Here is a 13,017-nt window from a genome sequence, read left to right as displayed (position 1 = left end):
CTTCTCTCGCTACAGCGTGAATTCAATGGCGATGCTGGCGGGTGACACCGGCATCGAATTGCGCGACTACTTGCTGCCATCCCGCGCTGATCAGCGCCTGGTCAGTGAGGTCGGAGGGGGCGGTGAGGTTGGCGCTGCGGTTGAGCCAGATATCCGGCTCGGCGCCCCGGATGCGCATCAACAACGAACCGCTGAGGTCCGGTGTCTGGCTCAAGCCCAGGTAGGCCGCGTCCAGCAACTGCCAGCGGTGGTCGCCGCGGCTCACCGAGCTGGCGTCCTGGGCGAAGGGCGCAAAGCCTTCTTCCGCCAGTTGCTCAGGCGTCGGCAGGGCGCTGTGTTCCTCCTGCAGCAGGTGGATTTCATCCAGGGTCACCCGCAGGTCGGCGTAAATGCCTTGCTCGGCGGCGCTGAGGTCGCGGCGGGCGTCCAGTTGGTGGCTGGGCACGGCGGCGATCTCCTGGCTTTCACCGCGCAAGGCCACCACGGTGCCGGCAACGGTGAGGATGATCAGGCACAACAGCAGGACATACAGGGTTTCGTGCCCGGCACCGGCCGGGCGCACCACTTGGGTTGTACGGCTCATTGGGGCTGGATATCCGCTTGGTCGATTTCCACCACGTGGCCGGGGCCCGCATCAAACAACACGTAGAACTCGGCGGACGGCTTCTTGAAGGTCAGCGTCGAGTCTTGCCCCAGCTTGCCGGGCACCAGGATGGTTTCGTCATAGCCGATCACATCCAGAGTCACCCCCGGGGCGCCGCTGCCATCGGAGAAACCGCCAGTGCACTGGATCTGCTCGCCGGGGATTTCCTTGCATTCGCACATCGGGTTGTGGGCCAGGGCAACGGTGCTGAAGCCGGCACAGAGGATCAGCGCGCCAACGGTGCGGGCCAGTTGCGGCAAAGTCATGGTTTAACTCCTCGTTTTTTCAGCCAGTCGATGGTGGCCGGCGATGCCTGGCTCAAGGGGATGGAGGCCTGGTGCATGGCGCCGTCCCAGCCTTCCATGGTGATCCACACGTCGGCGTCCAGTGGTGTGCGTTCGGGGATCGGCAGCATGGCGCCCATGCGGTACGGGGTACCGAAGAAAATCACCCCGGCGGCCCGCAGGCTGCGGGGCTTGCCGATGCGCAGGTAGGTGGCCTTGACCTGGTCGATGCAGGTGGCGCACAGGGCGGCATTGAAGGATTTCATCGGGCCCGCCGGGTCGGGGCGCGGTGGCTCGTTGCGCAGCTCGGCGAGCTTCAGGCTCCAGGGGCCGACCTGTACTTCGCCGACTTCCCGTTCGCCCAGGCCGCTGTCGCCGCGAAACAGCGCCGCGTCGGCAAAGTACTTGGGCATAAAGCCCAGGGGCACCAGCAACAGCAGGATATTGATGTGGAAGCGCCACTTGAGCCAGAAGGCCCGCAGTGGCGAGGGCGGTTGAACCGTCATGGCCTTGTTCATTGATTGCCCTCCGTGGTTTCAGCCTGCAAGACCTGGGTTTTTGCCGGTTGCCGGGATGCCTTGGCTTCACGTTTCAGGGCGTTGAGGGTCGCCAGGGCCGTGCGTTTGGTCCAGATCAGCAGGCCGCTCAAGACCATCATGCTCAACACCAGGCCAAAGAAGGCCCAGATCAACTTGATCCAGAGGCCGCCAAAATCCCCGGTGTGCAGGGGGCGCATGGATTCGGTGACGAACTCCAGGGCCGAACGGTCGGACAGCAGGTGCGAGACGGCGATTTCGCCGTTGTACGGGTTGATTTCCGCAGTCTGGAACATCAGCGGGTACCAGCCACGCCCGCCGATGCGCAGGTGGCTGTAAGCGTTGCTGGGCAGGCTCACAAAGCTGGCCTCAAGCCCCGGGATACGTTGGGTGGCGATACTGATCGCCTCGTCCAGTGGAATCATGGGTGCCGGTACGCCCGCTGCGGACATCGGCACTTTGTCGCGGGCAATCGCCGGGACGATCGGCTCGCTGGAAAGGGTGATCTGGTTATCGCTGAGGGTCGCCTCGATCAGGAACCAGGTGCCGGTGATGGAGATCACCGCGATAAACCAGATCGACCAGATGCCGCTCAATCGGTGGAAGTCGCCCCAGAAGATGCGCGCGCCATGGTTGAAGCGCAGGGTCGGCTTGAAAAAGCCTTTCCAGAAACGTTTGTAGACCACAAGGCCGGTGACCAGCGACGCCAACAGCGGCAAGCCCAGCAACGACACCAGGTACCAGCCCCAGCTGTAACCGTTGGTGAAGGGCACCAGCCACCAGCCGTGGAGTGCACGGGTAAATGCCTGGAAGTTGAACGCCGGGCTGATGCCCTGGATCACCCCGGTATAAGGGTTCACGTAGACCTCCAGCGAGCGCCCATCGGGATAGCTGAGGTTGGCGCTGAGGGCAAAGTGCGACTCATCCGGACGGCTCAGGGACTCGACGATCACCTGGGGTTCGGCGCGCTTGATGGCGCCGATCACTTGGTCGTAGGTGAGCGGTTCGGCATCGTCCGATGGCTTGCTGGCGCGGATGTCCGGGTTGGCCAGCCAGACGATTTCCTGGCTGACCACCGCCAGGGTGCCGGTGACACAGACGATCAGCACAAAGAACCAGATGGGCAAGGCCAGCCAGCTGTGCACGAGAAACCAGAGTTTTGAGCGTGACTTCTTCGACATGTGAATGAGGGTCTTGATCGGAGAGAGGCGGTAAAGGCCCGGAAAACGCCACCCGTAGCTTTTGCTGACGCGAGCGGCTGTATCTAAGTTAAGACGGATGAGAAATGCAAAACCCTAAGGTGGATATGAAAGAAAATGTTTCGGATAGCCATTCATGCAACACGAAACATGTTTCGAGTCATCACCAAGGTGGGATTGATGGGGCAGGGGCGCTGCCTATGATGGAGTCATACCGTTGAGCGAGCCCAATAATGACTGCTGCCAGAACCCTCTACGACAAACACATCGACTCCCACACGGTGTGCCGCCTGGATGACCAGGGCCATGTGCTGCTGTACATCGACCGTCAGGTAATCAATGAATACACCAGCCCGCAAGCCTTCAGCGGCTTGCGCGAGGCAGGCCGTGGCGTATGGCGCCCCGGCACGGCGCTGGCGGTGGTCGACCATGTGAACCCCACCACACCCAAGCGCATCGCGACCATGCCGGATGCGGGCGGCGCGCGCCAGGTGTCGTACCTGGCAGAAAACTGCCGGGACTTCGGGATTGAGCTGTTGGATATCCTCGACAAGCGCCAAGGCATCGAACACGTGATCGCCCCGGAGCAGGGTTTTATTCTGCCGGGCATGGTGATCGCCGCCGGCGACAGCCACACCACCACCTACGGTGCCTTGGGCGCATTCGGCTTTGGCATCGGCACCTCGGAAATCGAGCATCTGCTGGCCTCGCAAACCCTGGTCTACAAGCGCCTGAAAAGCCTGCGCGTGACCGTGGACGGCGAACTGGCCCACGGCCTGACCTCCAAGGACGTGATCATGGCGCTGATCGGCAAGATCGGCGCTTCGGGTGCCACCGGCTACGCCATTGAGTTTTGCGGTTCGACCATCGATGCCCTGAGCGTCGAGGCGCGGATGACCATCTGCAACATGGCGGTGGAAGCGGGCGCCCGTGGTGCGTTCATGGCGCCGGACGAAAAAGTCTTCGCCTACCTCAAGGGCAAACCCCGCGCGCCGAAGGGCGAGTTGTGGGAGCGCGCCCTCGTGGGTTGGCGCCAACTGCACTCGGATGCCGACGCCGTGTTCGACCTCGAAGTGCAACTGGACGCCACCGCCCTGGAGCCCATGGTCACCTGGGGCACCAGCCCCGACCAGGCCGCGCCCATCGGCGCCCGCGTACCGGACCCGCAAGACGTCAGCGACCTGATCCTGCGCCAGGACATGCGCCGCGCCCTGAACTACATGGGCCTGGAAGCCGGCATGCCCCTGAGCGAGATCGTCATCAGCCATGCGTTTATCGGCTCCTGCACCAACGCCCGCATCGAAGACCTGCGGGATGCGGCCAGCGTCGTGCGCGGCAAGCACGTGGCCGACCACGTGCGGGCGATGATCGTGCCGGGCTCCACCGAAGTGCGCGACCAGGCCGAAGCCGAAGGCCTTGCTGCGATCTTTATCGACGCCGGGTTTGAATGGCGCCAGTCCGGCTGTTCGATGTGCCTGGCGATGAACGATGACGTGCTGGAGCCCGGCGACCGCTGCGCCTCCAGCACCAACCGCAATTTCGAAGGCCGCCAGGGGGCGGGGGCCCGTACGCACCTGATGAGCCCGGCCATGGTTGCCGCCGCTGCCATCACCGGCCGCCTGACGGATATTCGCCATTTTGGAGAGCGCACATGAGCTTGCAACCTTTCACTCGGATCACCGGCAAGGCCGCGCCGATGCTGGCGGCCAATATCGACACTGACGTGATCATGCCCAAGCAATTTCTCAAGGGCATCGACCGTAACGGGCTGGATCGCGGGTTGTTCTTTGATTTGCGCTTCTTGGCATCGGGCGAGCCTAACCCGGAGTTCGTGCTGAACCAGCCGGCGTGGCAGGGCGCGAGCTTTATGGTGGTGGGGCCGAACTTCGGTTGTGGTTCCAGCCGGGAGCATGCGGTGTGGGGCTTGAAGCAGATGGGCATTCGCGCGTTGATCGGCAGCAGCTTTGCGGGGATTTTCTATGACAACTGCCAGCGTAACGGGGTGTTGTTGATCACGCTGGAGGAGGCGGTGTTGCAGCGGTTGGGGCAGGTGGTGAGTCAGCCTGAACAGGCGCAGATCAGTGTGGATCTTGAGGCGCAGGAGATTCTTTTGGCGGACGGGCAGGTGATTGGGTTTCAGATTGATACGTTGCGCAAGACTGCGTTGTTGTCGGGGTTGGATGCCATTGGCACGACGTTGCAGCGCAGCGAGCAGATCAAGGCGTTTGAGCGGGAGCATCTGGCGGCCAATCCTTGGCTCGGGTGATAGGGATGTTGTTGTAGGTTGGCTGCTCCGCACTGCCTGCGTTCGGCCTCGGGCTTATTGGGGCAGTCAGATCAAAAGCACAGCGGCCTCCCGGCCGGCTTGAGTGTTAGAAGCCAGAGCGAAAGCAGAGCTGCTTTTCTGTGGGAGCGGGCTTGCTCGCGAAAAACCTGAGAGCGCCGCGTTCATCCAGAATGCCCGCGTCATCGTTAACGACCTTCGCGAGCAAGCCCGCTCCCACATTTTTTGGACCGTGCCCGCTTTAGATTTTGATTTTGCTCTTCAACACTCAAGCCGGCCGGAGGCCGCTGTGCTTTGCTTTGATTTGATCTTAGGCGCCCCGTTAAACCACGCTGGCCGAACGCAGGCTTTGGAGCGTGGGTAACCCGGCAGGACGCCGGGTTAGCCGCGCTGGGCCAAGGATGGCCCATCGCGGCGGCCCACGGTCCAAGGCCGGAGTGAGGGCACTCCGAGCCTAGGCGAGGAGCCGAGTGGTGGGGCAAGAGCGTTTTGCTTACTTTTGCGCTGTTCAAAAGTGAGCCGCCGTAAGGGCGGAACCCTAAGCCGCCGTTACCGCAGCAACGGACATGTCCCCCCCCCTCCAAGAAAACTTTCCCCCCCGCGCGTGACCCAGATCCCACAACCCGTTGATTAATGATGGCACCCGCTCAGCTATACTCCCCTCCATTTGAATGGCCCTCGAGGAATTACTGTGAAGAACTGGACCTTGCGCCAACGGATATTGGCAAGCTTTGCGGTCATCATCGCGATCATGCTGCTGATGGTAGTGGTCTCGTATTCACGCCTGTTGAAGATCGAGGCTGGCGAGGAGTCAGTCCGCGACGACGCAGTCCCCGGGGTCTACCTCAGTTCGATGATCCGCAGCGCCTGGGTCGACAGCTACCTCGACACCCTCGACATCATTGGCCTGCGCAAAGACAAGACACTCACCGATGCCGACAAGGCCGACTACAAGGCCTTCGAAGCCCGCATCCTCACACAAATGGCCAATTACAAGGCAACCATCAACGGCAGCGAAGATCAGGCCGAGTTCGATAAATTCGAAGCCCTGCACCAGGCCTATAACAAGGCATTGGCCACCGTAACGGACAACCTGCAACGCAATGACATCGCCGCCGCCCGCAAAGTGTTCGATGAAGAGCTGACCCCGACCTGGACCGCAGGCCGCAAGAAGCTCAACGACATCATTACCGAAAACAAAAACGTCGCCGACCGCGCCACCAATGCCATCGACGACGCCGTGTCCGCTGCAAAAATCAGCATGGGCGTCTCACTGATCCTCGCGATCCTCGCCGCCGGCCTCTGTGGCCTGCTGCTGATGCGCGCGATCATGGCGCCGATGAAACGCATCGTCGACATCCTCGAAATCATGCGCACCGGCGACCTGAGCAAACGCCTGAACCTCGAACGCAAAGACGAATTCGGCGCAGTGGAAACCGGCTTCAACGACATGATGACCGAACTCACCGCCCTGGTATCCCAGGCCCAGCGCTCCTCGGTACAGGTCACCACCTCGGTCACCGAGATTGCCGCCACTTCCAAGCAACAACAGGCCACCGCCACGGAAACCGCTGCAACCACTACGGAAATCGGCGCTACTTCCCGGGAGATCGCGGCCACTTCCAAGGATTTGGTCCGCACTATGACCGAGGTCTCCACCGCTGCCGATCAGGCCTCGGTAGCCGCCGGTTCTGGCCAGCAAGGCCTGGCGCGCATGGAAGAAACCATGCACTCGGTGATGGGCGCTGCTGACCTGGTGAATGCCAAGCTGGCGATCCTCAATGAGAAGGCCGGCAACATCAACCAGGTGGTGGTCACCATCGTCAAGGTCGCCGACCAGACCAACCTGCTGTCCCTCAACGCCGCCATCGAGGCCGAGAAGGCCGGTGAATACGGTCGCGGTTTTGCCGTAGTGGCCACCGAAGTACGGCGCCTGGCCGACCAGACTGCCGTGGCCACTTACGACATCGAGCAGATGGTGCGCGAGATCCAGTCGGCGGTGTCGGCCGGGGTGATGGGCATGGACAAGTTCTCCGAAGAAGTGCGCCGTGGCATGTTCGAAGTGCAGCAAGTGGGCGAGCAGCTGTCGCAGATCATCCACCAGGTGCAGGCCTTGGCGCCGCGGGTGTTGATGGTCAATGAAGGCATGCAGGCCCAGGCCACCGGCGCCGAGCAGATCAACCATGCGCTGGTGCAGTTGGGGGATGCCAGCAGCCAGACTGTGGAGTCGTTGCGCCAGGCCAGCTTTGCCATCGACGAGCTGAGCCAGGTCGCGGTCGGCCTGCGCAGCGGCGTGTCGCGTTTCAAAGTCTGATGAGCGACCTCGCGGCTAAACGCGGTGCCGTTGCGGCAGTGAAAAAAGCACTGTTCCTGGTGTTTCACATCGGCAATGAACGCTATGCCCTCAAGGCCACGGAAGTGGCCGAGGTGCTGCCGCGCCTGCCGCTCAAGCCCATTGCCCATGCGCCTGTGTGGGTCGCCGGGATCTTTGCCCATCGCGGGGCGATGGTGCCGGTGATCGACCTCAGCGCCCTGACCTTCGGTACACCGGCCCAGGCCCGCACCAGTACGCGTCTGGTGTTGGTCAATTATCAGCCGGATGCACTCATTCCGGCGCGCTGGCTGGGGCTGATCCTCGAACAGGCCACCGACACCCTGCGTTGTGATCCCGCGGAGTTCCAGCCCTACGGCCTGGACAACCGCCAGGCACGTTACCTGGGCCCGGTGCGCGAAGACGAGCAGGGATTGATTCAGTGGATTGGCGTGGCCGACCTGCTGACGGCTGATGTGCAGGCGCTGCTGTTTGCCGCCGGCGAGGAGGGTTGATGAGCAGTGATCAACGCTTCTTCGACTTCCTGAAAGAACGCATCGGCCTCGATGTTGCCTCGGTGGGCGAAGCGATCATCGAGCGTGCCGTACGCCAACGCAGCCTGTCACTGAATGCGCAGACCGCAGATCAATACTGGAAACAGTTGCTGGCCTCCACCGACGAACAGCAAGCGCTGATCGAAGCGGTGATCGTCCCCGAGACCTGGTTTTTCCGTTACCCCGAGTCCTTCGCCACCCTGGGCCGGCTGGCGGTCGCACGCCTGGCCGAAATCAAGCACATGCGGGCCCTGCGGATCCTCAGCCTGCCGTGTTCCACCGGCGAAGAACCCTATTCGATTGCCATGGCCTTGCTTGACGTCGGTCTGGCGCCGCATCAGTTCAAGGTGCAGGGCATGGACGTCAGCCCGCTGTCGGTGGAGCGTGCCCGTCGCGGGGTGTACGGCAAGAATTCGTTTCGCGGCCAGGACATCGAGTTCCGCGATCGCCACTTTACCGAGCAAACCGACGGCTACCGAATTGCCGACCGGGTACGCGAGCAAGTGCGCCTGCAAGTGGGCAACCTGCTGGACCCCACGTTGCTGGCCAATGAGCCCACCTACGATTTCGTGTTCTGCCGCAACCTGCTGATCTACTTCGACCAGCCAACCCAGAAGCAGGTGTTTGAAGTGCTCAAGGGCCTGACCCACGTCGACGGCGTGCTGTTTATCGGGCCTGCCGAGGGCAGCCTGCTGGGGCGCCTGGGCATGCGCTCGATTGGTGTGCCGCAGTCGTTTGCCTTCAGTCGCCACGCTGAACCTGCGCCTGAGCCGGTATTTGTGCCGCTGCCCGCGCCGATCCCTCAGCGCAGTGCCGCGCCTATCCCGACCAGGCCCCGGCCGTTCAGCACCCTCAGTGCTCAGGTGGTGCCGATCAAGCCGTCGCCCCCACAGTCGGACGCGGCCGATCTGCTCAGCCAGATTGCGACCCTGGCCAATGAAGGCAAAAGCCTGGAGGCCCGTGCCGCCTGCGAGCGTTATTTGCAGAGCCATCCGCCGGCGGCCCAGGTGTTTTATTGGCTGGGCCTGCTCAGCGATGTGGCCGGCAGTGCCCTGGAAGCCCAGGGGTATTACCGAAAAGCCTTGTACCTGGAACCCCAGCACTCGCAGGCCTTGATGCACTTGGCCGCGTTGCTTGAGTCCCAGGGCGATGTCGCCGGCGCCCGCCGTTTGCAGGCCCGTGCCGCCCGCAGTGAGCGTAAACAATGACCCTGGATACCGCGCTGAACCTGGCCCTGGCCGACACCCAAGCCATCGACGACTGCTGGAACCGCATCGGCATCCACGGCGACAAGTCTTGCCCGTTGCTGGCCGAGCACATTCACTGCCGCAACTGCTCGGTGTATTCCGCCGCCGCCACGCGTCTGCTCGACCGCTACGCCTTGCAGCAGGACGATCATCGTCACGTAGCGGCGCCGGAAGTCGAACGCGATGTCGTCACCCGTTCGCTATTGATGTTCCGCCTTGGTGAAGAATGGCTGGGCATCGCCACCCGCTGCCTGGTGGAAGTGGCGCCGCTGCAACCGATCCATTCCTTGCCCCATCAGCGTTCCCGCGCCTTGTTGGGCGTGGCCAATGTGCGTGGCGCGCTGGTGGCGTGCCTGTCCCTGGTGGAGTTGCTGGGGCTGGACGACACCAGCAGCGGCCCCAGTGGCGGGCGAATCATGCCGCGCATGCTGATCATCGCGGCGCAGGACGGCCCGGTGGTGGTGCCGGTGGACGAAGTGGACGGCATCCATGCCATTGATGAGCGCACCTTGAACGCGGCGTCTGCCTCGGGCACCCAGGCCAGCGCCCGCTATACCCAAGGCGTGTTGCAGTGGAAAGGCCGCAGCCTGCGCTGGCTGGACGAGGCGCAATTGTTGTCTGCCGTGACCCGGAGCCTCACATGACCCCCGACCAGATGCGCGATGCCTCGCTGCTGGAACTGTTCAGCCTGGAAGCCGACGCCCAGACCCAGGTGCTCAGCGCCGGCCTGCTGGCCCTGGAGCGCAACCCGACCCAGGCCGACCAGCTCGAAGCCTGCATGCGCGCCGCCCATTCCCTGAAGGGCGCGGCGCGGATTGTCGGGGTGGACGCGGGTGTCAGCGTCGCCCATGTGATGGAAGATTGCCTGGTCAGCGCCCAGGAAAGCCGGCTGTACCTGCTGCCCGAACATATCGATGCGTTGCTGCAAGGCACGGATTTGCTGATGCGCATCGCCACGCCGGGCAATACCGTTGGCCCGGCGGACATCGAGTCCTACGTGGCGCTGATGGAGCGGTTGCTCGACTCGTCGCAAAAAGTCGCACCGCCCGCTGCGCCACCACCCACACCCGTGCCAGAACCTGAACTGTCGATGGAAGCGCTGCTGACCCTGCCGCCGGAGCCCGAACCCGCGGCGCCCGTCAGTGCCGAGCAGCCACGCCAGAGCAAGCCCATGACCGAAGGCGGCGAGCGGGTATTGCGGGTTACCGCCGAACGCTTGAACAGCCTGTTGGACCTGTCCAGCAAATCCCTGGTGGAAACCCAGCGGCTCAAGCCATATCTGGCCAGTTTGCAACGCCTCAAGCGCATCCAGAGCAACAGTGCCCGCGCCCTGGAAAACCTCGACGGCCATCTCAAGACCGTTGAGCTGAGCCTGGAAGCCCAGGAAGCCCTGGCTGACACGCGCCGCCTGTTGAGCGAAGCCCAGGCGCTGCTCGCGGAAAAAACCGCCGAAATCGATGAGTTCGGCTGGCAGGCCGGGCAGCGCGCCCAAGTCTTGTACGACACCGCGCTGGCGTGCCGCATGCGGCCGTTTGCCGACGTGCTGGCCGGGCAGGTGCGCATGGTGCGTGACCTGGGCCGCAGCCTCGGTAAACAGGTACGCCTGGAAATCGAAGGCGAGAAGACCCAGGTCGACCGCGACGTACTGGAAAAGCTTGAAGCGCCGCTGACTCACTTATTACGCAATGCCGTCGACCACGGCATCGAAATGCCCGAGCAACGCTTGTTGGCCGGCAAACCTGCCGAAGGCTTGATCCGCCTGCGAGCGTCCCACCAGGCCGGCCTGCTGGTGCTGGAACTGAGCGACGATGGCAACGGTGTCGACCTGGAACGCCTGCGCAGCACCATCGTCGACCGGAATCTGTCGCCAGTGGAAACCGCCTTGCGCCTGAGCGAAGAGGAACTGCTGACGTTCCTGTTTCTGCCGGGCTTCAGCCTGCGGGACAAAGTCACCGAGGTCTCCGGGCGCGGGGTCGGCCTGGATGCGGTGCAGCATATGGTTCGCCAGTTGCGCGGTGCGGTGGTGCTGGAGCAGACGGCGGGGCAGGGCAGTCGCTTCCACCTGGAAGTGCCGTTGACCCTGTCGGTGGTGCGCAGCCTGGTGGTGGAGGTCGGCGAAGAGGCCTACGCGTTTCCGCTGGCTCACATCGAACGCATGTGTGACCTGGCCCCCGACGACATCGTGCAATTGGAAGGCCGCCAGCATTTCTGGCACGAAGGCCGGCATGTCGGCCTGGTCGCTGCCAGCCAGTTGCTGCAGCGTCCACCGGGACAGGGCAATCAGGAAACCCTCAAGGTCGTGGTGATCCGCGAGCGCGATGCGGTCTACGGGATTGCCGTGGAGCGTTTTATCGGCGAGCGCACGCTGGTGGTGTTGCCCCTGGATGCCCGGTTGGGCAAGGTCCAGGACATCTCCGCCGGTGCCTTGCTCGATGATGGCTCGGTGGTGTTGATCGTCGACGTTGAAGACATGCTGCGCTCGGTGGACAAGCTGCTGAATACCGGTCGTCTGGAGCGCATCGCCCGGCGCACCCAGCAAACCCAGGAAGCGGCGCGCAAGCGTATTCTGGTGGTGGATGACTCACTGACCGTGCGCGAGCTGCAACGCAAATTGTTACTTAATCGCGGTTACGAAGTGGCCGTGGCGGTCGATGGCATGGATGGCTGGAACGCGCTGCGCTCCGAAGACTTCGACCTGTTGATCACTGACATTGATATGCCTCGCATGGACGGTATTGAATTGGTCACACTCTTGCGCCGTGATACTCGCCTGCAATCCCTGCCGGTGATGGTTGTTTCCTACAAAGATCGGGAAGAAGACCGCCGCCGTGGACTGGACGCCGGCGCCGACTATTATCTAGCCAAGGCCAGCTTCCATGACGACGCGTTGTTGGACGCGGTGGTAGAGCTGATTGGAGGAGCCCGGGCATGAGGATTGCGATCGTCAATGACATGCCCATGGCCGTGGAAGCCTTGCGCCGGGCGCTGAGTCTTGAACCGGCCCATGAAGTGGTGTGGGTCGCCAACAATGGCCTGGAGGCGGTGCAGCGCTGCGCCGAGCTGACCCCCGACCTGATTCTGATGGACCTGATCATGCCGGTGATGGACGGCGTGGAAGCCACCCGGCAGATCATGGCCGAGAGCCCTTGCGCGATTCTTATCGTCACTGTCGACCGGCAGGCCAACGTCAGCCGTGTGTTTGAAGCCATGGGGCATGGCGCCCTGGATGTGGTCGACACCCCCGCGCTGGGGGTGGGTAACCCGAAGGACGCCGCGGCGCCGTTGCTGCGCAAGATCCTCAACATCGGCTGGCTGATCGGCCAGCGTGGCAGCCGCGTGCGGGCCGAGCCTGCGCCCCAGCGAACCATGGGCAAACGCCAGAGCCTGGTGGCCATTGGTTCGTCCGCCGGTGGCCCGGCTGCCCTGGAATCCCTGCTCAAGGGCTTGCCCCGGGACTTTTCGCCGGCCATTGTGCTGGTGCAGCATGTGGACCAGGTGTTCGCCGCTGGCATGGCCGAATGGCTGAGCAGCGCCTCTGGCCTGCCGGTGCGCCTGGCTCGGGAAGGCGAGCCGCCCCAAAGTGGCGTCGTGTTGCTGGCGGGCACTAACCACCACATCCGTCTGCTGAAGAACGGCACGCTGGCCTACACCGCCGAGCCTGTGAACGAGATTTACCGGCCGTCCATCGACGTGTTTTTCGAGAGCGTCGCCAGCCACTGGAATGGCGATGCCGTCGGCGTGCTGCTGACCGGGATGGGCCGTGATGGCGCCCAGGGACTTAAATTGATGCGTCAGCAAGGCTACCTGACCATCGCGCAGGACCAGCAAAGCTGTGCTGTTTACGGCATGCCCAAAGCGGCAGCGGCGATCGACGCGGCTGTTGAAATTCGCCCATTGGACAGAATTGCGCCACGACTGCTGGAAGTATTCGCAAAATGACCGATATCACACGCTGTCCT

Annotated in this window: 12 protein-coding genes; 8 read left to right on the top strand and 4 right to left on the bottom strand. The window is 63.0% G+C overall.

Features of this window, described 5'->3' with window-relative positions:
* Positions 1 to 22: 22 nt before the first annotated feature.
* Genes D109_RS0126080 through D109_RS0126065 form a run of 4 tightly spaced genes read right to left on the bottom strand, consistent with a single transcriptional unit; the run spans position 23 to position 2,644 of the window.
* Positions 23 to 583, bottom strand: a complete 561-nt coding sequence (locus D109_RS0126080; RefSeq protein WP_017479467.1) for a DUF6162 family protein — start codon at positions 581 to 583, stop codon at positions 23 to 25.
* Complete coding sequence (locus D109_RS0126075; protein WP_017479466.1) at positions 580 to 909, bottom strand: hypothetical protein; 330 nt, start codon at positions 907 to 909, stop codon at positions 580 to 582. The genes D109_RS0126080 and D109_RS0126075 overlap by 4 nt, the downstream gene beginning before the upstream one ends.
* Positions 906 to 1,445, bottom strand: a complete 540-nt coding sequence (locus D109_RS0126070; RefSeq protein WP_017479465.1) for a hypothetical protein — start codon at positions 1,443 to 1,445, stop codon at positions 906 to 908. Before D109_RS0126070 ends, D109_RS0126075 begins: the two co-directional genes overlap by 4 nt.
* Complete coding sequence (locus D109_RS0126065; RefSeq protein WP_017479464.1) at positions 1,442 to 2,644, bottom strand: PepSY domain-containing protein; 1,203 nt, start codon at positions 2,642 to 2,644, stop codon at positions 1,442 to 1,444. The genes D109_RS0126070 and D109_RS0126065 overlap by 4 nt, the downstream gene beginning before the upstream one ends.
* A 251-nt stretch (positions 2,645 to 2,895) precedes the next feature.
* Between D109_RS0126065 and leuC the strand changes: the two genes are divergently transcribed.
* The 8 genes from leuC (at position 2,896) to D109_RS0126025 (ending at position 12,997) form a co-directional block, all read left to right on the top strand.
* On the top strand, positions 2,896 to 4,317 hold the full coding sequence (gene leuC, locus D109_RS0126060; RefSeq protein WP_017479463.1) for a 3-isopropylmalate dehydratase large subunit: 1,422 nt from the start codon (positions 2,896 to 2,898) through the stop codon (positions 4,315 to 4,317).
* Positions 4,314 to 4,928, top strand: a complete 615-nt coding sequence (leuD, locus tag D109_RS0126055; RefSeq protein WP_017479462.1) for a 3-isopropylmalate dehydratase small subunit — start codon at positions 4,314 to 4,316, stop codon at positions 4,926 to 4,928. The genes leuC and leuD overlap by 4 nt, the downstream gene beginning before the upstream one ends.
* Positions 4,929 to 5,637: 709 nt before the next feature.
* The gene (locus tag D109_RS0126050) at positions 5,638 to 7,260 is read left to right on the top strand and encodes a methyl-accepting chemotaxis protein (protein ID WP_017479461.1); all 1,623 of its coding nucleotides are present in this window, start codon (positions 5,638 to 5,640) and stop codon (positions 7,258 to 7,260) included.
* A complete protein-coding gene (locus D109_RS0126045; protein WP_017479460.1) occupies positions 7,260 to 7,772 on the top strand; it encodes a chemotaxis protein CheW in 513 nt (170 codons plus the stop codon). Before D109_RS0126050 ends, D109_RS0126045 begins: the two co-directional genes overlap by 1 nt.
* Positions 7,772 to 9,019 carry a protein-glutamate O-methyltransferase CheR gene (locus tag D109_RS0126040; protein WP_017479459.1) on the top strand — a complete coding sequence of 416 codons (1,248 nt, stop codon included), beginning with the start codon at positions 7,772 to 7,774 and terminating at the stop codon, positions 9,017 to 9,019. The genes D109_RS0126045 and D109_RS0126040 overlap by 1 nt, the downstream gene beginning before the upstream one ends.
* Positions 9,016 to 9,702, top strand: coding sequence for a chemotaxis protein CheW (locus tag D109_RS0126035; RefSeq protein ID WP_017479458.1), 687 nt, complete (start codon positions 9,016 to 9,018; stop codon positions 9,700 to 9,702). Before D109_RS0126040 ends, D109_RS0126035 begins: the two co-directional genes overlap by 4 nt.
* Entirely contained in the window at positions 9,699 to 11,990 is a 2,292-nt protein-coding gene (locus D109_RS0126030; RefSeq protein WP_017479457.1) for a hybrid sensor histidine kinase/response regulator, read from the top strand. Before D109_RS0126035 ends, D109_RS0126030 begins: the two co-directional genes overlap by 4 nt.
* Positions 11,987 to 12,997 (top strand): chemotaxis response regulator protein-glutamate methylesterase, encoded by a 1,011-nt coding sequence (locus D109_RS0126025; RefSeq protein ID WP_017479456.1) that lies wholly within the window; start codon positions 11,987 to 11,989, stop codon positions 12,995 to 12,997. Before D109_RS0126030 ends, D109_RS0126025 begins: the two co-directional genes overlap by 4 nt.
* The last annotated feature ends 20 nt before the right edge of the window (positions 12,998 to 13,017 follow it).

Origin of the sequence: Pseudomonas sp. PAMC 26793, assembly GCF_000313235.1 — a bacterium.
Classification (GTDB): Bacteria; Pseudomonadota; Gammaproteobacteria; order Pseudomonadales; family Pseudomonadaceae; genus Aquipseudomonas; species Aquipseudomonas yamanorum.
Note: the sequence above shows the minus strand (reverse complement) of the source record. Positions and strands in the feature narration are given on the sequence as shown.